Origin of the sequence: Maritalea porphyrae, assembly GCF_030159895.1 — a bacterium.
Lineage (GTDB): Bacteria > Pseudomonadota > Alphaproteobacteria > Rhizobiales > Devosiaceae > Maritalea > Maritalea porphyrae.
The window spans coordinates 2,186,648-2,208,700 of sequence record NZ_BSNI01000002.1; the positions used below are offsets into that span (position 1 = coordinate 2,186,648).

Genomic DNA, 22,053 nt, shown 5'->3' on the forward strand with positions numbered 1-22,053 from the left:
ATAATTTGGTGGTTGAACGTCTAGCGAATTTGCTGGGTCGCTGCAAGCGCTGCCGCACACAGGCCCATCTTGTAAGTGACGTCAGAACAAGCCGCCGCGGCCAGCGTTAAAGTCTTGGCTGGTGCCGCCTTCAATCTCCTGGAACACTTCAGAATCGATACCGATCACAGATGTAATCAAGTTCGGGCCCGTGCCAGGTTTAAAGGCCTCAACAATGGCCCCTTCACCACCAGAAACCTTCACGCCGGTTTTCGGGTCGATCCAATATGGCGTCATGCCGGCGGGAATATTAAACGGTGTCGGCGGCTTGCCGGCGAGCGCCTTCTGCATAAAAGCGGTAAAAATTGGCGCTGCAAGTTCGCCACCGGTTGCCGAACGGCCCATGTTTTTAGGAGTGTCATAACCGACATAGACGCCTACAGCCATTTCTGGTGTAAATCCAACAAACCAAGCATCTTTATAATCGTTTGACGTTCCAGTTTTACCCGCTACTGGGCGCCCTAGCGCCCTCACCCGTGCACCTGTTCCGCGCTTCACAACGCCTTCCATCATCGATGTGATCTGATAGGCTGTCATCGGGTCCAAAACCTGATCTCGATTATCAATGACCAATGGCTCAGCCTGATTTTGCCACCCATCAGCAACGCACCCATCACAAATACGTTCGTCGTGTTTGAAAACGGTTTTGCCATATCGATCCTGCACACGGTCAATAAGGGTCGGGCTGATCTTACGGCCGCCATTTGCAATAGTTGCATAAGCCGCGGTCATCCGCAAAACGCTGGATTCGCCCGCTCCAAGAGCCATGGCCAAATATGGCGGCAGATTATCATGAATGCCAAAAAGCCGAGAATATTCGGACACAAGCGGCATACCGATATCCTGCGCCAAGCGCACGGTCATCACGTTTCTCGAACGCTCAATACCACGACGAAGCGTTTGTGGCCCGTAATACTGAACCGAATAGTTCTCTGGCTTGTAAGTTGAACCATCAGCATTCTGAATTTCCAAAGGCGCATCCAACACCACAGAAGCTGGTGTATAGCCATTATCTAGCGCTGCCGCATATACAAACGGCTTAAACGAAGATCCTGGCTGGCGCAGGGCTTGGGTTGCACGGTTGAATTGAGAACTGGCGAATGAGAACCCGCCAACCATAGCAAGAACGCGCCCCGTACGCGGGTCCATCGCAACCAAACCACCTTCAATTTCTGGTGGTTGACGCATTTGATAAACGCCTTCTTGGCCCTCAACCGGCTCAACATAGATCACATCGCCCAAGTTCAACACCTGAGACAAAGGCTTGGAAATCCATTTCTGTTCTTTGCCTGGCAATTGCCCAGTGTCGCGTTCCGGATTCACATTCTTCTGGATGTCTTTGCCCGGGTGCAACCCGACAACCGCAGAGTTTTGCCCCAATTCAATAACAACACCAAGTCGCCATTCAGGCACATCTGACAATGGATCGATCTGGGCGAGATCGTCGCCCCAATCGTCATCTAGCTCAATCGTTGCAACAGGTCCGCGATAGCCATTCTTTTGGTCAAAATCGATCAAGCCATCCATCAATGCCTTGCGGGCATAGGCTTGCAATTTCGGCTCCATCGTTGTGCGCACGGATAAGCCACCGCCATAAAGCTGGTCGTCGCCATATATGCTTGAAAGCCTACGTCGCACCTCTTCGGCAAAATACTCAGCTGAGTAAATCTGCGATCCTGAAGTTCGCGGAAACACGTTTAAAGGCTCCTGCTTCGCAGCATCTGCCTGCGCTTCAGTAATATATCCCTCTTCTGCCATGCGACCGATCACGTAATTCCGGCGATCTATCGCAGCTTCTGGGCGTCGAATTGGGTGGTAGTTTGCCGGCCCTTTTGGCAGCGCAGCAATATACGCGGCCTCAGCAATTGTAAGCTCATAAAGGGCTTTATCGAAATAGTTCAAAGCCGCCGCTGAAACACCGTAAGAATTAAGCCCCAAGAAAATCTCGTTGAGGTACAACTCCATAATCTTGTCTTTAGAGAATGTTTGCTCGATGCGGATCGCAAGCAGCATCTCTTTAATTTTCCGGTCCCAAGTCTGATCAAGCGTCAGCAAGAAGTTTCTTGCAACCTGCTGTGTGATCGTTGACGCACCCACCAGCGGTCCGGTTGAGCCATCTAGCTTTTTCTGGATGTTGTCGCGCAACGCACGAACAATACCATCAAGTGCCAAGCCGCCGTGAGAATAGAAATCCTTATCTTCGACGGAAATAAAGGCATTCACAACCAATGGTGGGATCGTTTCAATTGGTTGGAACAGGCGTCTTTCACGGGCATACTCACCCAATAGCGTTCCATCAGCGGCGTGTACGCGGGTCGTTACAGGCGGTTGATAGTCTTTCAAAACAGTATAGTCGGGCAAATCTTGCGACAAATTCCACAAAAACACGCCAACGGCGCCGAGCGCCAAAAAGCCGACAAACACGCCAAAACCAAACAACCAACCCAAAAATCTTAGCATCTTGTCATAAATTCCTGATCAGCATTGACCATCTTGGCGCAGCGCGACATTTGCCCCATCCGCACCACAATTGTAACTCGACCTTCGCGATAACTGCTCGATTCGGCCAGAATGTGACCAATTGCAGCTTTCAAAAGCATTTTCCCGGGCTTTAATCATGGTTGAACGCTAACGTCAAAATATTTGGCAATTCCCCGAGCAAGCGTCAGCGCAGCTTTTTGCTGCCATTCCGCTTGCGACAGGTTTCGCAAATCATCCTCGTTTGATAAAAATCCAAGCTCAATGAGCACCGATGGCACCTCAGGCGATTGCAAAACAAAAAAGTCTGCTTGCCGCAATGGATGTGGGCGCATGGTTACGCGTCCACTCATTTGGCGTACAATCTGTTGCGCCGCCACATAGGACTGTCGTCGGGTCTCACGTCGCATCAGGTCAACCAAGATGTCGACAACACCATTGTCGACTTCTGGTGGGCTAAACCCCGCAACCAAGTCCGCCTGGTTTTCATTCTCAGCTAAAACCTTATCCAGCACATCTGTTGCGTTTTCGTCCCGCGTATAAACGCTACCACCGCGCACCAAAGGCTGATCAAAGGAATCCGCATGAAGTGAAATGAATAAATTTGCCTGATTGTCGCGAGCCAATTGCACGCGCTCACTCAACGTCAAGAAGCTGTCACCGTCTCGTGTTAGCGCTACATCAAACCGGTCGAGCGCAACAAGCTCGGCCTGCAACCGCTTTGCGACCTGCAAAACGATGTCCTTTTCATACTCACCTGTGACGCCCTTAGCCCCCATATCAATGCCGCCATGCCCAGGATCGATCAATATCAATGGGCGCACCTCACCAGCTACTTGTGGTTCTTGGTTTGCCGACGGCTGAGACGTGGATGTTTCTGGATCAGGCTGCACTTCGGCCAGCTGGTTCTGCGTCTTAATCGCTTCAACAGCTGCGTCAAACACATCGCGTGTGCCCGGCGCTAATTCAATCACCAAGCGAGCTGGCTGTTCGCCCTCTGCTGCAACGATTTGAATATCCGCAACCTGCACAGGTTCGTTGAGGAAGATGACCGCACGCGCCAGACCGTCATCGATCATCCCAAGGCTCATTTTAGACAACAGCCCTGAACCCTCGATGGTCGTTGGCGCGGCGTCTGCAACATCGCTGACGCTAAACTCAACAACCAAACGATCTGGTTGATCTATAGGAAACGTGGAGTAGCCAACTTCAGCCGACAAATCGAAAACAATGCGGCTACGTTCAGGAGCGGATGCAATACGAGCATCAAGAATTCTTGCTTCAACCGTCGCCTGCTGTGCAATGACAAGACCGCATGTAACAAGGCTCAACACCAATGCGGCGAATACCCGAACTAATCCCCAATGCCGCATGGGCACCTCACTAAAATGTTTCGCAACTTGTATAAATGATTCTCTTCGTGCAGCGTATGGCTGTATCCAACATTCAAACCACACAGTTTTCTTAACGCACAAAACGGCCATATTCTGGGCAACACGAAGCGCTAGCGCCCGCAAATGGAACATATTAGTTGCTAAATTTCGAATTCGAACGTAAACACTTAAATTGTGGACTGGTGCAACTTTGCCCAATGTTCGTGTCCCAGAGGCAACAATCGCCAACGTGGCCAACCATTGAAGCGTGTACCTAAAACCCTATATTTGGGGTAACTGACGAGACGCTGGCATCGAGCTAGTTCACTGAAAAGTAGAAGAATTCGGCCGAATGGCCCGCTCTTTATTTTGGACCTCCCTTCAATTCAAAGAGCATGAAGAAAGAAATTGTGATGAGGCATCTCGATCAAAATAGCGAACGCACGCTAAGCGCGCGACAGGCTAGTTTTGTGTGCCACACATTTTCCCCAAACAATCGCCCCGCCGCTAACTCCGGCTGTGGCTCACATATAGAATACGCACCGAAGCGCACTGGCCGTCACTCTTTATTAGATAGAGTGAAACGCAGAAGCGCACGGCGGCGTGGAGTAACAATTTATGGCAACAAGAAGAATGCTGGTGGATGCAATCCACCCAGAAGAAACACGAGTAGTAGTAACTAGCGGATCACGCCTAGACGAATTTGACTTTGAAAGCGCCGCACGCCGACAATTACGCGGCAACATATATCTTGCCAAAGTAACGCGCGTTGAGCCGTCTTTGCAGGCTGCATTTGTTGACTATGGCGGCAACCGCCACGGTTTTCTCGCTTTCTCAGAAATTCACCCCGACTATTATCAAATTCCCCTCGCCGATCGCGAAGCGCTTCTGGCTGAGGAAGAAGAAGATGAAGTCGCTCAAAATCATGCAGACGACCTAAGTGGCGCTGATCAACCAAGCATATTGGATATCGAAGAGCCTGCAGACGATGAAACCGCTGCTGAGGCGGACAGTGAAGATAAATCTGCACAAGCCGCTGATGTGGATACGCCAAGCGTTGCAAGCGACGAAGTCGTAGACGGTTCAACAGATCTGGAAGCTGAGGCTGCCAAGATTTTGGATGCCGATGCAGAAGCTAATACTGAGTCAGAAGAAGACGAAGTCGACGAAGTTGGGGCTGAAGACGCAATGGAAGAAGTTCCGCAGCGTCGTCGGAAGAAAAAAGCAAAAACCTACAAAATCCAAGAAGTGATCAAACGCCGGCAAGTTTTGCTGGTACAGGTTGTAAAAGAAGAGCGCGGCAACAAAGGCGCAGCGCTAACAACTTATCTTTCACTTGCAGGTCGCTATTCAGTTCTAATGCCGAATACGGCTCGTGGTGGCGGCATCTCCCGCAAAATCACCAATGCGGCCGACCGTAAACGCCTCAAGCAAGTCGCAAGCGAGCTCGACGTTCAAAAGGGCATGGGCGTAATCTTGCGTACCGCCGGCGCAAGCCGGACCAAAGCCGAAGTGAAACGGGACTTTGAATATCTGCTTCGCCTTTGGGAAAATGTGCGCAGCTTAACGCTTGAAAGCACAGCCCCCTGTCTTGTCTATGAAGAAGGCAGCCTAATCAAACGCTCTATTCGAGATCTTTATAATAAAGAAATCGAAGAAGTGTTGGTTTCGGGCGAAGAAGCATACCGCGAAGCCAAAGACTTCATGCGAATGATCATGCCTTCGCACGCGAAAAATGTTCAGCCCTATCGCGAAGAGCAGCCAATCTTTTCCCGCCATGGCGTGGAAGAGCAACTCGATTCTATGTTCTCACCGCAGGTAACATTGCCTTCTGGTGGTTACTTGGTGATCAACCCGACCGAAGCGCTTGTTTCAGTTGACGTGAACTCTGGTAAAGCGACCAAAGAACACAATATTGAAGACACTGCGCTCCAAACCAACCTTGAAGCTGCTGCCGAGTTGGCCCGCCAATTGCGTCTGCGCGATATGGCCGGTCTCGTGGTGATCGACTTCATCGATATGGAAGAGAAGCGCAACATTCGCGCTGTTGAACGCAAACTCAAGGATTCGTTGAAAACTGATCGTGCACGCATCCAAGTTGGTCGGATTTCACATTTCGGCCTGCTCGAAATGTCACGACAACGCATCCGTTTTGGCGTGCTGGAAAGCTCAACAATTACCTGCCCTGTTTGCACAGGAACTGGCTTGGTTCGCTCAGTTGATAGCTTGGCCCTCATGGTCATGCGCGCAATCGAAGACCAAGTGATGCGCAAGCAAGGTCAATCAATCAACGTAAAAGTGCCGACCGAAGTTGCACTATATCTGTTGAACGCAAAACGAAGCCAAATCCTTGTTTTGGAACAACGTTTTGGCCTAGCCATCGCCATTACCGCGGACAGCCATCTACTTGGTGACCAGTTCACAATCGAAAAAGGCGATCCGTACGACACAAGCGTTGCGCGTCAAACAAATCACGTCAAAGTCGATTCTGCGCCAATCCTCATCGACATCGATGAAGATGACACAGAAGAGAAAGAAGAAACGCAAGAAGAAGAGCGTTCAAACCGTCGCCGTGGCAAACGACGTCGTCGTGGCGGACGCGACCGTGATCGTGACAACAATGCGGCCGAAACATCAAATGCAGTTGGAGAAGCACGCGCTGACGAAAAAGACAAAGACGAAGACAATGATGATGAGCAGCCTAAAAAGCGCCGCCGTCGTGGTCGTCGTGGCGGTCGTCGCAATCGTCGCAGCCAGGATGACAATGTCCAAGCTTCAGACAATGCAGCAGAAAACGCAGGCGAAGAAGCATCAACTGTCGAAGGCGAAGCAGACTCTCCAGCAATGGATGCCGAAGCGGCGGCAGCAATTGAATCCGCCCCTTCTGTGAGCGAAGGCGACAACGCTGAAGCAAAAGCTGACGAGAAGCCTAAAAAGCGTCCGCGCCGTTCGCGTAAGAAAAAATCTGACGAACAAGATACAAACGCAGCTGAAACGTCAGCTGAAGTTGTTGTTCAAGAAGACAATACCCAGATTGAAGCCAAAGACGAAAAGCCTGAAGAGAAGCCAAAGCGTCGTCGTGGTCGAAAATCCAAGGCAGAAATTGAAGCTGAAAAAGCTGCCGCGGACAAATCAACCGCAGACAAAGCTTCTGAGCCAGAAAAAGCAGCGGCACCAAAGGTTGAAGAAAAACCTGCGAAGATTGTAGAGGAAAAGGCAGAGCGCCCTGCTCGACCTGAAAAGAAATTGCCTGAGGAAGGCATAATCGTTACCTCCTCTTCGCCATCTTCAAACGAAGGTGAGACGGCTGAGCCGGTCAAGAAGGTCAAAAAAGGCTGGTGGCAACGCAACATCCTAGGCAACTAGGTAGCGTTCAAGAAAACGAAATAGAAATTACAATGGTCGGCTCAAAAAGCCGGCCATTTTTTCGATCGCATCTTCTATTGTTTCGCGCGAACCCGCATAGCTAAAGCGCACAAACTTATTGCCATTCACGCGGTCAAAATCAACGCCCGGCGTGGCGGCAACATCGCCCCGATCCAGCAGTTTTTGACAGAAATAGACGCTATCGTTTGAAAATGGGGAAATATCCGCATAGGCGTAAAACGCGCCATCGGACTGACAGACATCCGCAAACCCCATTTCTTGGAGCGCACGTGTCAACAACAATCCATTAGATATGTACTGCACTTTCTGAGCATCGTAATAGTCCCGGCATTTAAGCGCTATTTCACCTGCAAGTTGAGACATACTTGGTGCTGAAATGAACATATTTTGCGCCATTATCTCTGTTCGACGCACCAAATCCTTGGGCAAAACCATCCAGCCCAAACGCCAACCGGTCATACAGTAATATTTGGAAAAACTATTGATGACGATCGCATCATTGCCAAATTCAAGCGCCGTTGTTTCATTCATCCCGTGGCTTAGGCCATGGTAAATCTCATCGGAGATAAACCGAACATCAAGCTCACGACACGCTTCAACAATTTGCTTAAACTCGTCGCGTTCGATCATGGCACCTGTGGGGTTAGATGGTGATGCCAACAAAAGCCCATCAAATTGGTTTCGGCTATGTGCATCGCGTACCGCTTCTGCATCCAACCGCCAACTTTGGTCTGGCGACAATTCAATTTCGACCGCCTCAAACCCAAGACTGCTCAGTATATTTAGATATGCTGGGTACCCAGGGCGCGTTACCGCGATTTTTGCACCACGCTCAAAGCCAGAAAGAAAGGCTAAGATAAAGCCAGCGGAGGAGCCATTGGTTATCAAGATATCATCCGGGTCAACAATCGCCTTGTGTTGCTGCCGATAATACTCAACCAAACCATTGCGCAACGACGCATTGCCCTTCGCATGGGTATATCCCTGCGGTTTGTTCAACACCGCTGTTGCCACCGCTTCACGCACCTCCGGCGCCACTTGAGCGCCCGGCTCACCGACTTCTAGGTGGCAAACCTTCTCGCCCAATGCTTCTTTTTGCTTGGCTTGAGCCAATATCTCCATGGCATAGAAAGGCCTTAGCGCATCAAACTGTTGTGAATTGGTCATTAAACTGCCCAACTTTCCTGTATTTGGTGGCATAAAGGCCATTAGGGTCAAAGACTCTTCGGTATCAGGCCATAATTCGAATGGGGCGCAAAGGTCAACTAATCAATGGGTAGAGTTCTCTCCACACTTCTTTTTGCTTTGTGCGTATTTCTTGGAAGCTCTGCTGCTCAAGCGCAGACGTTGCGGCTAATTACCGACGCAGAAACCCAATCCATGATCCGCGATTTTTCCGCGCCTCTAATGAAGGCCGCTGGCATTCAAAATCAAAATCTGCCGATCTATATCGTCAATGATCGACGCTTTAACGCGTTTGTAATCGAAAACGGTTCCATGTTTATCAACTACGGAACCATTCTCGACAGCAAGACACCAAACGCGCTCAAAGCCGTACTTGCCCATGAAATTGGCCACCTTGCCGGCGGACATTTGCAACGACTTAGAGAACAAGCTGAAGTTCAAGCACGCGTGCAGGCTGTCTCAATGCTCTTGGGCGTTGGTGTACTCGCTGCCGCTGCGGGACAAGAAAACCGCGAAGATATCGGTCGCATGGCGAGTGCATTCATCATCGGCGCATCTTCGGCAAGTCAAAATGCCTTTATGGCTTATCGCCGCTCGGAAGAAAGCGCGGCTGACGCCGCAGCAATCTCATATCTCGAACGCACCAAACAATCGCCGGATGGTATGCTTGACGTGTTGACCACTCTGAAGAACAACCAGGGTCTAAGCGCTGGTGCTTCTGGTTATCTAGGCACACATCCTTTGGCAGAAGACCGCATCAACCAAGTTCAGAACCGCGCTGCAAGCAGCCCATTTCGAAAGAAGCGGGACAACAAGAAAGATGTCGAGCGCTTTGAACTAGTAAAAGCCAAATTGACGGGCTTTCTAGAGCGCAGCCAAACAGTGCTAAATCGCTATCCAAATTCAGATAAGTCACTCGCAGCCAAATATGCACGCACCATTGCTGGCTATCGAGCTGGCGCTGGTATCGGTGCGATTAAACAGATGGAAGCATTGGTCAAAGCTTCCCCGAGCAATCCAAACTTTCGCGAGATGCTTGGACAAATGTATTATGAAACCGGCCAACCAAGCAAAGCATTGTCGCCGCTTGAACGTGCCGTTGAACTGGCACCTAAAGAGCCAGAATTCCGTATGATTTACGCGCTCGCGCTCGCAGACACTGGCTCGCAAGCGAATGTTCAAGAAGCTATTCGTCAGCTCAAGCGTGTTTCGGCAACGTCCCCTCGCTCGGCACGTCCATTTGCAATTCTCGCTCGTGCTTACGCAAAACTAGGCGACGAAGGTCAAGCAGATCTTGCGGCGGCTGAAGCTGCGTTGCTGAACGGAGATGTTGGGCTTGCCCGTGGCCTGGCGAAAAAAGCTCAAAAGAAACTCACTAAAGGCACACCTGCCTGGTTACGTTCCGATGACATTTTGTCGCTAACATAGCCGCTAACAAATTCTGATTCGAAAGACTTCTCATGCAAGCTCGTTCTATTTACTTCATTACCGGCGCATTGTTGCTGGCAGCTGCCATCCTTTTTGCGGTGATATCGATAACCAACCAACAACAGCAAGCGCAGCTTTCCCAATCAGACATTGAACAATTGATCGACAAAGCAATTGAGAACAAGATTGCAGAACTTGCGCCGAGCGAAACGGCACCAGCACTAAGCACGCCAGTTGATACTTCAGACCTTGGGCCCGCAATTGAAAGCTACTTGATGGCGAACCCTTCAATTCTGCAACGCATGTCGGTTGCACTTCAGGCAGAGACCGAACGTACGCAAAACGAACAGGCAAGAGTTGCATTGGCGTCTTTGCAAAGTCAGATTTACGATGATCCTGACCATGTTGTTCTTGGAAACCCGAACGGCGATGTGACCCTTGTTGAGTTCTTTGACTACAATTGTGGCTTCTGTCGTCAAGCACTCGCTGACGTAATGCAACTCTTGGACGAAGATAAAAATGTCCGCGTGATCTTGAAAGAATTCCCGATACTGAGCCAAGGTTCCGTTGACGCGGCGCGAATTGCTGTCCTTGTGCAGCGCGAAAAAGACGTAAGCTACCTTGATTTCCACACGCAGCTTTTCGCCTCACGCGGTCAGATTGACAAAGGCGCAGCGCTAAAGGCCGCCCAAAGCTTGGGGCTAAACCCAGTCGATCTAGAATTGCAAATGGGGGATCAATCGGTGACCGATGTTATCAGCCGCTCCTACCAGCTCGCTGAGGCACTGGGAATATCATCTACCCCCAACTTCATCGTTGGTGACGAGTTGCTGCGTGGCGCAGTCGGCATTGATGAGATGCGTGAAAAGGTCAAAAACATGCGCAAATGCGGCAAAGCGACGTGTAATCTATAAAATCGGACCATTTTATCTATAATTTGTCGAAAAGCGCATAGGATTAGCTTGCAACCCTTTGCCTTTTCGCTCAATTTCGTATAGTCACATCACACTTTTGTGGCGAACGGCATAAAAAGGCGGCGTAAATGGCCAAGAAAATCGCAATTCTGAACGGACCAAACCTCAATTTGTTGGGGAACCGCGAAGGCGACATTTATGGCAATATCGGCCTAGCAGAGATCGAAGCTGCCTGCGCTGACGAATGCGCGCGTTTTGATTTTGAGCTTGAATTCTTGCAAACCAATTCAGAAGGCGAATTGGTGACCTTGATTCAACAAGCAGGTGCAGCCTGCGACGGTCTCGTTATCAACCCAGCAGCTTATACGCACACTTCTGTTGCGATCCATGACGCAATACGCGCCATCGCTATTCCAACAATTGAAGTTCATCTATCCAACATTTATGCGCGAGAAGAGTTCCGCCATAAATCATTTGTATCTCCAGTGGCTACCGGAACCATTTGCGGTTTGGGCCCAACTGGATATATCCTCGCAATTGGGGCACTGGCGACGCAGATCCCAGAGTAATTATAAATCGGAGAAGCAACCTAAATGACCAAAGGTTCACAAATTGATCGCGATCTAATCCGCACGATCGCTGAATTGTTGAACGAGCAAGATCTCGCAGAAGTTGAAATTGAAAAAGACGATTTCCGCGTCCGCGTTACACGATCCTATGCTCAAGAAGTTGTCCACATGCCATCTCCGATGGGTTATGCGCCGCAAATGATGGCTGCAGCACCTGCACCAGCAGCCCCTGCTGCTGCGGCGGCACCAACACCGGTTGCAGCACCAGCTGCAGAAGATTTGGGGTCGAACCCTGGCACATTGACATCACCAATGGTTGGCACTGCTTATATGGCGCCAGAACCTGGCGCAGCAAACTTTGTTGAAGTTGGCGCGAAGGTGACCGAAGGCCAAACAGTTCTCATCATCGAAGCGATGAAAACCATGAACCAAATTCCAGCCCATAAAGCAGGAACTGTAACCCGCATTCTTGTGGACGACGCGCAGCCTGTTGAATTCGGTGAACCACTCGTTGTGATTGAATAGGAGAAACCAATATGTTCTCCAAAGTTCTCATTGCTAACCGCGGCGAAATCGCTTTGCGAATTCTGCGCGCTTGTAAAGAGCTGGGTATTCAAACAGTTGCGGTGCATTCAACGGCAGATGCCGATGCAATGCATGTGCGCCTTGCAGACGAAAGCGTGTGCATTGGCCCCGCCCCTGCAAAAGACAGCTACCTCAATATCCCATCTATTCTTGCTGCGTGTGAGATCACCGGCGCAGAAGCCGTACACCCAGGTTATGGCTTTTTGTCCGAAAATTCTCGCTTTGCGCAGATTCTGGAAGAGCACAACATCGCCTTTATCGGTCCTTCGTCTCACCATATCGATATTATGGGCGACAAGATCGAAGCAAAACGCACCGCCAAAGAGTTGGGTATCCCCGTGGTTCCCGGTTCTGAGGGTGGCGTGACCGACGATGGCGAAGCCAAGCGCATCGCGCAAGAAATTGGTTATCCAGTGATCATTAAGGCAGCATCTGGCGGCGGTGGCCGCGGCATGAAAGTTGCCAAAAATGAGAAAGAAATCAGCGTAGCGCTTTCCACTGCCCGTACAGAGGCCAAAGCTGCATTCGGCGATGATGCTGTTTACATCGAGAAATATCTCGGCAAACCGCGCCACATCGAAGTGCAAGTGTTGGGCGACGGGAAAGGTCGCGCGGTGCATTTGGGCGAACGTGATTGCTCGTTGCAACGCCGCCACCAAAAAGTATGGGAAGAGGCAAACGGACCTTCAATTACCCCCGAAGAGCGCGAATCTATTGGCATGATCTGCGCCAATGCGGTCGCCAAAATGGGGTATTCTGGCGCTGGCACCGTCGAATTTTTGTATGAAGATGGCGAGTTCTATTTCATTGAAATGAATACGCGTTTGCAGGTGGAACACCCTGTGACCGAACGTATCACCAACGTCGATATCGTTTACGAACAAATCCGCATTGCTGCGGGTATGGAAATGACGGTCAAGCAAGAGGACGTTCAGTTCTGGGGTCACGCCATTGAAGTGCGGATCAACGCAGAAGACCCTGAGACTTTTGCACCTTCTCCTGGCACAATTTCATACTACCACCCAGCTGGTGGCGTAGGCGTGCGCGTAGATAGTGGCGTCTATCAAGGTTACAAAATCCCACCATACTATGACAGCCTAATCGGCAAGCTTATTGTCCACGGACGCACGCGCGCTGAGTGCCTACAACGCCTCAATCGTGCCCTGGATGAGTTTGTCGTTGATGGGGTCAAAACCACATTGCCGCTCTTTAGAAAACTAATCAAAGAGCCTGATGTGATTGCCGGTAATTACGATATTCACTGGCTCGAAAAATATCTTGGGATGTAAAGAGATGCAGGGCCAATTTGGCCCTGTTTTCAATTATGGAACCTAATGATCCTTACGCGCTGAAATTGACGCCCGAAATGCTACTGAGCGCATACGCACATGGCATTTTCCCAATGGCGGAAAGCGCAAAGTCAAATGATTTGTTTTGGGTCGATCCCGACGAGCGCGGGGTCATCCCCCTTGACGGCTTTCATATTTCCAAGAGCCTGAAAAAGAAGATGCGCCGCAACTTGTTTGAAGTGCGTGTCGATACAAACTTTATGTCTGTCATTTCCAATTGCGCAGCTGAACGACGCGACAGTGCAGATACTTGGATCAATGACGAGATTATTGAGCTTTATCACTCTTTGTTTCGCACAGGGCATTGCCACACTGTTGAGGTTTGGTCACAGAACAATCTGGTCGGCGGGCTATATGGCATCGCGATAGGCGGCGCATTTTTTGGCGAAAGCATGTTCCACAAAGAACGAGATGCATCAAAAATCGCCCTCGCCCATCTTGTAGATCGACTAAATGTTGGTGGATTTCATCTGCTGGATACGCAATTTATTACCGACCACCTGCGCTCGCTAGGCGCTGTTGAGATATCGCGCGCGCAATACCACCAGCATCTACAAAGAGCGCTACAGATTGACGCCGATTTCTATCGGCTGGATGGTGGTGGAATATCCGATGATTGTTTGCAGTCAACAAGCCAAATGTCATAAACCGCGTGATCAATGGCATTTAGCGCCGGACTGTCAGCAAACATCCAACCCGTGAAAATTCTGCTCAGCGTCTGCTTCAAAGAAACCTGATCAACTTCAACGAAAACAGTTGTGCGCTGTGTTTCGTTTGCAGGCCGTGTGTAACAGGCTTTGGGCGTGATTTGCAGCGCACCAAATTGAACCGTTTCATCAATATAGACGTCAAAATTGATGATCCGGCCGGTTATCTTGTCCAGTCCAGCGAAAACCACCACTGGATTGGCCACCGTTTCAGCACGTGCAGAAGGCGCAAAAGACAAAGCGGTCACAGCAAAAAGCATGACCGCAAAAAATGCGCGTAAACTGAACAAGTTGTGGCTTGTCATCAATTCGATACTATTCAGGCGACCAAGCGTCGTAATCGCCGGTCACGTTCGGGCGCTTACCGTCTTCCAACAAGCTACCCTTCGGGCGATAGGCCGCGGCTGTGCCGGTTAGATTTTCGTGGTGAGGCTTTTCCCAAGCTTTGGCCTGGTAGTTTTGCTCAGTCGGCGGCACATCGGTACGGCCATGCATCCAGCCATGCCAACCTGCCTGAATTGCAGAAGCTTCTGCAGGGCCATTATAGGTGACCCAACGTTTTTTAGGGTCCTTCTTGGATACATAATACTTGTTGCCCGCATCGTCTTCGCCAACAAACTTGCCGTTTAGCGCAGTGAACAAACGGGTACCCATGGTCTGGCCATGCCACCAAATGAAGATTTCTGCAAATAGCTGTTTCATATCAGCTCCAAGATCGTAACCACCCAATTGCCCCCAAATGAAAGCAATTATTGTCTTTGGAAGCGTTTAACATCTCTTTGTGGCAAGAGCCAGCCAAAAGCGGCACTATTTCAGCGGCAAATTAGCCTAAGACGAACAAGTGCCTTCTTTGCGATGGCCGCACATCAATAAAATGATGACTTCAGAATACGATCCACGTCTGATTGCAACGATTCGACCTGCGCCATTTGCTCATCTTGCACGAAGCCGCTTGATTCGAAGCCTGTGGGACCTAGTTTCTGGTTCTCAATTCGATCAACTAGATTGCCAACAACATACTTATCGCCCACCAGCTCCATTTGCTGCTGCTCTGAAGAAACCCAAGTGATGTACTCAAAAAGTCGGTTCGTTGATATTGGTTTCGCCAGGACAGCATGGGCACCAAGTTTTATGGCTTGCTCAAATGCCCTTTGGCGCACCTCAGACATCACCATGATAACTGGGGTCAAACATATGGGGTAAAGCTGCCTAGAGCGAAATTGTTTTAAGAATCGGTTGCCCGGCAAACTGTCTGCTTCCCAATCAACCAAGATCACATCAGGTGGGTCCGAAAGAATCGAGGGAATCGCATATTTGGGGTCGCTAAAAATGCGCAGCGCCCGTGTCGCCGCGCCCGAAAGCATTGATCTATAGAGAACTTGCATATGTCTGGCGGTCTCAATCACCACCACTGAGGGCCCTTTAGTTTCGTCGGCCCGGTTCGGCGCATGAACACCCATGAAATACAACCTAAACGCAATACTAAAATACTCACCAAATAATGCGCTTGACAGGGTTGTGTGAAAAGTTGGCATGGACACCAATGGCACTTCCACGGACACGAAATCGTTAACCTTTGGTTTGACCAATTGTTCAAATGCTGCCGCAAAACGTCGATATTTCCGGAACATATTTCGATTTCTAGATGTGATTCAGCGGCTATTCTGACAGGCATATTTTGCCGCCACCATTCCACAACGCATCCGAATCACACTGTTTACTTTATCCCCATTGTTCACACCATATATACCAGATATGGTCATAATGAGCGTGATAGACACTAGGGATTGTGAAAATTGCAAATCTATGTGGTTGACGATTTTTTGGAAATGGGTAGGCTTTGATACTGCAAATTGAGTAAAAGCTACAAACCAGCAAAATGCGTATCAAATCCCACAGAATACTAGGTGGGCGGCGGATCATTTTGTTTCGGTTTTTCTGACGACGCGGGCAACGGTAAGCAAAACTACCTAAGTAGCGAAATCAGAACGTTGACAAGCGATCACCCAATTTCACGCTTGTTTTAGGACTTGAACCAACAACTAAATGTTGGGGGGCCTAAAATGAAAATAACGGGGCTAACTAGGCCATGTAGGAAAGGCTCATTTCCTACGCCTAACGGGCAAAGTCGAACAGAAAATCGAAGAACCATATTGGTTCATCGGACGCAAATGCTGCGTCCAATTACAGCGGGGACTACAAATGCGCATAGAGCGGCGTTACACCAAGCCAAATCAATCACCGTATGCGGGTATTAAATTCCGTAAGGCCACGAGTGAGATCAAAAACCCTGACGGGTCGATTGTATTTAGGCTTGATAATATTGATGTTCCTCAAAGCTGGTCGCAAGTTGCCGCTGATATCATCGCGCAAAAATACTTCCGCAAAGCAGGCGTTGCCGCCAAGCTGAAGAAGGTTGAAGAAAACACTGTTCCTTCATGGCTGTGGCGCTCGGTACCTGACGAAAAAGCGCTCGAAAAACTCCCCGAAGAAGAGCGCTACGGTTCTGAAATTGACAGCCGACAAGTTTTTGATCGCCTCGCTGGCACTTGGACTTATTGGGGCTGGAAAGGTGGCTATTTCAACAAAGAAGAAGACGCCCGCGCCTTCTTTGACGAAATGGCATATATGCTAGCGACGCAAAAATGTGCGCCAAACTCCCCACAATGGTTCAACACAGGCCTTCACTGGGCTTATGGCATTGATGGTCCGGGCCAAGGCCACCACTATGTGGACCCATTCACCCACGAGCTTGTGCGCTCCAATTCCGCTTATGAGCACCCACAGCCGCACGCTTGCTTCATCCAGTCGGTTGACGACGACCTTGTCAGCGATGGCGGCATCATGGACCTTTGGGTGCGTGAAGCGCGCTTGTTTAAATATGGTTCAGGCACAGGCTCTAACTTTTCTGCCCTTCGTGGCGCAGGCGAAAGCCTTTCAGGTGGCGGCAAGTCATCTGGCCTTATGTCATTCCTTAAAATTGGTGACCGCGCTGCTGGCGCCATCAAATCTGGTGGCACCACTCGTCGTGCGGCAAAAATGGTGGTTGTTGACATCGACCACCCAGATATTGAGGAATATATCAATTGGAAGGTGAAAGAGGAGCAAAAGGTTGCCGCTCTCGTCACTGGTTCCAAAACCGTTTCCAAACATATGAAAGCCATCATGAAGGCCTGCGTGAATTGCGAAGGTCAAGGCAATGATTGCTTTGATGTACTAAAGAACCCTGCCCTGAAGCGCGAAGTCCGCGCGGCGAAAAAAGCGTTGGTGCCTGAAAACTACATTCAGCGCGTGATCCAGTTCGCAGAGCAAGGCTATACCGACCTTGAATTCCCAGTTTACGACACAGATTGGGATAGTGAAGCCTACCTCACCGTTGCGGGTCAAAACTCAAACAACTCAATCCGCGTCACCGATGGTTTCCTGGAATCTGTTGAGCAAGATGGCGAATGGGACCTCAAGGGGCGCATTACGGGTGAAACCACCAAATCCCTTAAAGCGCGTGAATTGTGGGACAGCGTTGGCTATGCCGCTTGGGCATGTGCTGACCCAGGCATCCAATATCACACTACCATCAATGACTGGCACACCTGTAAGGCGTCTGGCGACATCCGTGCGTCAAACCCTTGTTCAGAATATATGTTCTTGGACGACACAGCGTGTAACCTTGCCTCTTTGAACTTGCTGCAATATCGCGGCGAAGACGGTGAATTCCTCATTGAAGACTTTGAGCATTCTGTTCGCTTGTGGACCATCGTGCTTGAGATCTCTGTGATGATGGCGCAATTCCCATCCAAAGCAATTGCAGAACGCTCATTTGAGTTCCGCACTTTGGGCCTTGGTTACGCAAATATCGGCGGCTTGTTGATGACATCGGGCATTGGCTATGATTCTGATGAAGGCCGCGCCATTGGCGGTGCCATCACAGCAATTCTAACCGGTGTTTCTTACGCAACATCTGCGGAAATGGCGAAAGAGTTGGGCCCGTTCCCAAGCTACAAGCCAAACGCCGAGCACATGTTACGCGTTATCCGCAACCACCGTACAGCAGCGCACGGCAAAGCCGATGGGTACGAAGATTTGTCCATTAACCCTGTGCCACTTGACCACGCAAACTGCCCAGACACACGCCTTGTGGACCACGCCAAAAAAGCTTGGGACAAAGCGCTTAAACTTGGCGAAAAGCACGGCTACCGCAATGCGCAGGTCTCTGTGATTGCACCAACCGGCACCATTGGTTTGGTGATGGATTGTGACACAACCGGCATCGAGCCTGACTTTGCACTAGTGAAGTTTAAAAAGCTTGCCGGTGGTGGTTACTTCAAAATCATCAACCGCGCTGTGCCAGAAGCATTGCGCACCCTTGGCTATGCTGAAGACCAGATCGCAGAGATTGAAGTCTACGCGGTTGGCCACGGCAATCTGAACCAAGCACCAGGCATCAACCCAACCACATTGAAAGCCAAAGGCTTCACTGATGAGAAGGTTGAAGCAATCAATGCTGGTTTGGAAAGCGCATTTGACATCAAATTCGCCTTCAACAAATGGAGCTTGGGCGAAGAGTTCTGCAAAAACGAACTTGGCTTGACCGACGAGCAGCTCAACGACATGAATTTTGACATGCTCGCAGCACTCGGCTTCACCAAAGAAGAAATCGACGCAGCCAACATTCACGTTTGCGGTGCGATGACGCTTGAAAAAGCCCCTCACCTTAAAGAAGAGCACTATAATGTGTTTGACTGTGCCAACCCTTGTGGCCGGATCGGCAAACGCTTCCTAAGCGTTGAAAGCCACATCCGCATGATGGCAGCAGCACAGCCATTCATTTCTGGTGCGATTTCTAAAACCATCAACATGCCAAACAACGCAACGGTTGAAGAGTGTAAAGAAAGCTACATGCTGTCTTGGAAACTCGCTTTGAAAGCCAATGCCTTGTACCGCGACGGCTCTAAGCTTTCTCAGCCACTCAATGCTCAATTGTTGGCGGATGATGATGACGATGCCATCGATGCGGCAGAAGAGTTGGTGGCAAAATCAGCCGTTGAGCGCACACAAACCATTGTGGAACGTGTGGTTGAGCGGATGCGCGAACGCGAAAAAATGCCAGATCGCCGCAAAGGCTACACGCAAAAAGCTGTCGTGGGCGGCCACAAAGTTTACTTGCGTACTGGCGAATATGACGATGGTCGTTTGGGCGAAATCTTCATTGATATGCACAAAGAAGGTGCAGCCTTCCGTGCCATGATGAACAACTTCGCCATCGCTGTGTCACTTGGCCTGCAATATGGTGTGCCACTTGAGGAGTTTGTTGAAGCCTTCACCTTCACCCGCTTTGAACCTGCGGGCATGGTGATCGGCAATGAAGCAATTAAGTCTTCAACTTCCATTTTGGACTATGTGTTCCGCGAGTTGGCTATCTCTTACCTAGAGCGGTCTGACTTGGCCCACGTGACCCCAGAAAATATGAGCTCAACCGCTCTTTCTGGCGGCGTGGCGGAAGATAAAGCCGCCGGCAACGCACCAGAACAAGTCGCAGCCGAACGCTTTGTGTCCAAAGGCCTTACCCGTGGTCGCGTGAAAGACAAAAACTTGATGCTTGTTTCTTCCGAACCACAAGCGGCCACCACAAACCCTGTGGCTTCTATGCAGTCAAACGCTGCAACCATGCTGCACACTTCAGCCGCCACCGCGTTGAAAACAGAAGCACATTCCGCTCAGGAAATGGAACTCAATCCATCCCCCGTTGCCGATGTGAACACCCAACGCGCCCAAGCCCGGATGAAAGGCTATGAAGGGGAAAGCTGCCCCGAATGCGCCAACTTCACCCTTGTGCGCAACGGCACCTGCCTAAAGTGTGACACCTGCGGAAGCACCACAGGTTGTAGCTAACAGGCTAGCCTGATCGCACTATGCGAAGCGATATATTGTAATGATATTGACCCCGGTCGGCGCAAGTTGGCCGGGGTTTGTTTTAGGAGCAGGCAACATGGTTTTGAAAAAACTGTATTCATTGCGAAAAAGCCATACTGACGGAAAGTCGCAAATGACTTTGCAGGTCCTTAAATCTGCATTCGGCAAAATCTTTCAGGTTTGTCAAAACGAAGGGTTGTTTCAGGAGGAACTGGGATATGAATGCATCGACCATGGGGAAATTCAAGGCAAGACTGTCGACGTCTCCCTTGAGCTAATGATTCGATCTCAAAAAGATAGTCTCTGGCCTATCCACGAGAGCATCGATCATTATAACGAAGAAGACGTGTTTGATGTGATTGAGTTCTTGCATGACAAAGCATCATTTCCCACAAAAGGCTGGCATCACGACTATATGGAATGCGGGTGGCACTATACCGAATTTGACGCCGCAAAAGGAAAAGCTAGATTTCGAAATCATGTTAATGGCCTTCTAGCGCACTATCTCAACGGATACAGGTTGAATGAAGAGGGTGAAATTGAAGAATTACCTGAAACTGGGTTGGGGAGCCTGTTAGATGCAAGACTTCCGCCAAAATCAGAGAATATCGAAAACCAAGTGAATTCTGCAATCCGTAAATATAGGCTGAGAAGCTCCACTTTTGAGGATCGCAAAGACGCTGTGCGCGAACTAGCAGACGCATTTGAATTCATAAGACCCAAACTTAAAAAGGTGATGGTCAAGAATGACGAAATGGCACTTTTTGACCTCCTAAATAACTTCAGTATCCGTCATCACAATCACAAGCAGAAGACGAATTACGATCAAGCCATTTGGCATAGCTGGATGTTCTATTTTTTTCTCGCGACAATCCATGCTGCAATGAGAGAAATTGAGAAAAAATCAAATTAACAGCGGTGCCCCCCCGTTTGGCTTGTTCGTCATAATGCAAACTCAACAGCTCATTGGATAATTGTGAGGCTGCATGGATACTCGGGTCAAGCCCGAGTATGACGAGGGTGTTGTGAGGTTGGGCAAGCAGCACCAATCATCTGCAAGCGTCCCATGTGGAAGGCAAAACTCTCCACCCGCACCACCTTGCACTCGCGCAGACCAAAGAGAGGTCCCGGATCAAGTCCGGGACGGTGCGAAAAGGGAGTCCGGCCGCTCAAAATCACGGCCACACAAAAGTGTGGATCGTTGGAGCACAAGCCGCCCTCTTCGTCACCCTCGGGCTTGACCCGAGGGTCCATGAAGCATGTCCCGTTTCCACAACTGGGCTTGTTCAACCACCTTCGTCATCCCTGCCTGCCTGCGCAGCGTGAGCGAGAAAAAACAACAGGGATGACGGCGCGTCATTTCGAAGCCACTTCGCTTGGCTTTCTCGTTTTCATTCGCATAAGTTCCAAGCGAAAACTGCGGACACAACCTCTATTGTCATCCGACGAACCCAACGCCGACAGAACAATAACACTCTGAATCTAAAAAGCATCTCCAAATACTTATCCCCGCCCACACCGACCACACTATACTGGATCGCATCTTCGCTTCAGCGGCCATCGACGGATGGTGAAGCGGTTTGAGCTGCTCTTAGCCCCGATAACCATTGGCGCCAGCTAGCAGGCACCAAAAGGCGGCAAGTAAGCGAAGCTTACGACGGCGGCTCAAACAAGAGGATATTGAGACCAAATCGGGTCGCTGATTTGGGTCGCAATGCAATTATGTCCAGTCTGACACCGAAGGCAGGCGTAAATCATCGGGCAGCATGTTGAAGCTGTTCTGGAAATTTTTGGGGGTTCGTTGTTTTTCGTGCCGCCGTTGGTCGCTTTCGCTCAGCGCTTTTTAGCGCTCACGCCGCGCTCCCGACCCCGGCACCCCCGCCAACTGGTGCTTTTCACAAGCGCTGGACAAGCGAGGTAAATGACGGACGAGCCAAAGGCGAGGACCTCGGCCAACTTTTTGGCCGCCCCGCCGGAGGGGCAACAATTTGCATAGGTCGGTTTTAGACCGTCATGTAAATTGTGGTGCGCCCCGTGAGGTACAAAAACTCCCAATGATCTATCAACGGATCATGATGTTGCTAAAGGAGATAGATGGGTGAGCACTCCGGGGCAAAATTGCGGTTGCG

The 22,053-nt window shown here is 50.1% G+C and carries 15 protein-coding genes; 9 read left to right on the top strand and 6 right to left on the bottom strand.

Features of this window, described 5'->3' with window-relative positions; translation table 11 throughout:
* Positions 1-81: 81 nt before the first annotated feature.
* Positions 82-2,499 carry a penicillin-binding protein 1A gene (locus tag QQL65_RS14070; RefSeq protein ID WP_284365582.1) on the bottom strand — a complete coding sequence of 806 codons (2,418 nt, stop codon included), beginning with the start codon at positions 2,497-2,499 and terminating at the stop codon, positions 82-84.
* 155 nt (positions 2,500-2,654) lie between these two features.
* The gene (locus tag QQL65_RS14075) at positions 2,655-3,890 is read right to left on the bottom strand and encodes an N-acetylmuramoyl-L-alanine amidase (RefSeq protein ID WP_284365588.1); all 1,236 of its coding nucleotides are present in this window, start codon (positions 3,888-3,890) and stop codon (positions 2,655-2,657) included.
* Positions 3,891-4,508: 618 nt separating this feature from the next.
* Here QQL65_RS14075 and QQL65_RS14080 point away from each other — a divergent pair.
* Positions 4,509-7,256, top strand: coding sequence for an Rne/Rng family ribonuclease (locus QQL65_RS14080; RefSeq protein WP_284365590.1), 2,748 nt, complete (start codon positions 4,509-4,511; stop codon positions 7,254-7,256).
* A gap of 27 nt (positions 7,257-7,283) precedes the next feature.
* Here QQL65_RS14080 and QQL65_RS14085 read toward each other — a convergent pair whose 3' ends face one another.
* On the bottom strand, positions 7,284-8,444 hold the full coding sequence (locus QQL65_RS14085) for a pyridoxal phosphate-dependent aminotransferase (protein WP_284365593.1): 1,161 nt from the start codon (positions 8,442-8,444) through the stop codon (positions 7,284-7,286).
* Positions 8,445-8,549: 105 nt separating this feature from the next.
* Here QQL65_RS14085 and QQL65_RS14090 point away from each other — a divergent pair, with 105 nt between their 5' ends.
* The 6 genes from QQL65_RS14090 (at position 8,550) to aat (ending at position 13,954) form a co-directional block, all read left to right on the top strand.
* Positions 8,550-9,890: a M48 family metalloprotease gene (locus tag QQL65_RS14090; RefSeq protein WP_284365594.1), complete on the top strand. Its 1,341-nt coding sequence runs from the start codon at positions 8,550-8,552 to the stop codon at positions 9,888-9,890.
* Positions 9,891-9,922: 32 nt separating this feature from the next.
* Complete coding sequence (locus QQL65_RS14095) at positions 9,923-10,804, top strand: DsbA family protein (RefSeq protein WP_284365596.1); 882 nt, start codon at positions 9,923-9,925, stop codon at positions 10,802-10,804.
* Between the two features lie 128 nt (positions 10,805-10,932).
* Positions 10,933-11,373: a type II 3-dehydroquinate dehydratase gene (gene aroQ, locus QQL65_RS14100; protein ID WP_284365597.1), complete on the top strand. Its 441-nt coding sequence runs from the start codon at positions 10,933-10,935 to the stop codon at positions 11,371-11,373.
* Between the two features lie 24 nt (positions 11,374-11,397).
* A complete protein-coding gene (gene accB, locus QQL65_RS14105; RefSeq protein ID WP_284365598.1) occupies positions 11,398-11,898 on the top strand; it encodes an acetyl-CoA carboxylase biotin carboxyl carrier protein in 501 nt (166 codons plus the stop codon).
* 11 nt (positions 11,899-11,909) lie between these two features.
* Positions 11,910-13,247 carry an acetyl-CoA carboxylase biotin carboxylase subunit gene (accC, locus tag QQL65_RS14110; protein ID WP_284365599.1) on the top strand — a complete coding sequence of 446 codons (1,338 nt, stop codon included), beginning with the start codon at positions 11,910-11,912 and terminating at the stop codon, positions 13,245-13,247.
* 17 nt (positions 13,248-13,264) lie between these two features.
* A complete protein-coding gene (aat, locus tag QQL65_RS14115) occupies positions 13,265-13,954 on the top strand; it encodes a leucyl/phenylalanyl-tRNA--protein transferase (protein WP_284365600.1) in 690 nt (229 codons plus the stop codon).
* Here aat and QQL65_RS14120 read toward each other — a convergent pair.
* From QQL65_RS14120 to QQL65_RS14130, 3 genes are all read right to left on the bottom strand, one after another.
* Positions 13,891-14,319, bottom strand: a complete 429-nt coding sequence (locus QQL65_RS14120) for a DUF2155 domain-containing protein (RefSeq protein WP_379863226.1) — start codon at positions 14,317-14,319, stop codon at positions 13,891-13,893. The genes aat and QQL65_RS14120 overlap by 64 nt on opposite strands.
* Positions 14,320-14,329: 10 nt before the next feature.
* Positions 14,330-14,716, bottom strand: coding sequence for an NADH:ubiquinone oxidoreductase subunit NDUFA12 (locus QQL65_RS14125; RefSeq protein WP_284365601.1), 387 nt, complete (start codon positions 14,714-14,716; stop codon positions 14,330-14,332).
* Positions 14,717-14,880: 164 nt separating this feature from the next.
* Complete coding sequence (locus QQL65_RS14130) at positions 14,881-15,645, bottom strand: response regulator (protein WP_284365602.1); 765 nt, start codon at positions 15,643-15,645, stop codon at positions 14,881-14,883.
* 571 nt (positions 15,646-16,216) lie between these two features.
* On the opposite strand from QQL65_RS14130, the gene QQL65_RS14135 reads away from it, so the two are divergent.
* Both QQL65_RS14135 and QQL65_RS14140 read left to right on the top strand, forming a co-directional pair.
* Positions 16,217-19,903: a vitamin B12-dependent ribonucleotide reductase gene (locus QQL65_RS14135; protein ID WP_284365603.1), complete on the top strand. Its 3,687-nt coding sequence runs from the start codon at positions 16,217-16,219 to the stop codon at positions 19,901-19,903.
* Positions 19,904-20,000: 97 nt separating this feature from the next.
* Positions 20,001-20,837: a hypothetical protein gene (locus tag QQL65_RS14140; RefSeq protein ID WP_284365604.1), complete on the top strand. Its 837-nt coding sequence runs from the start codon at positions 20,001-20,003 to the stop codon at positions 20,835-20,837.
* Positions 20,838-22,053 lie beyond the last annotated feature (1,216 nt).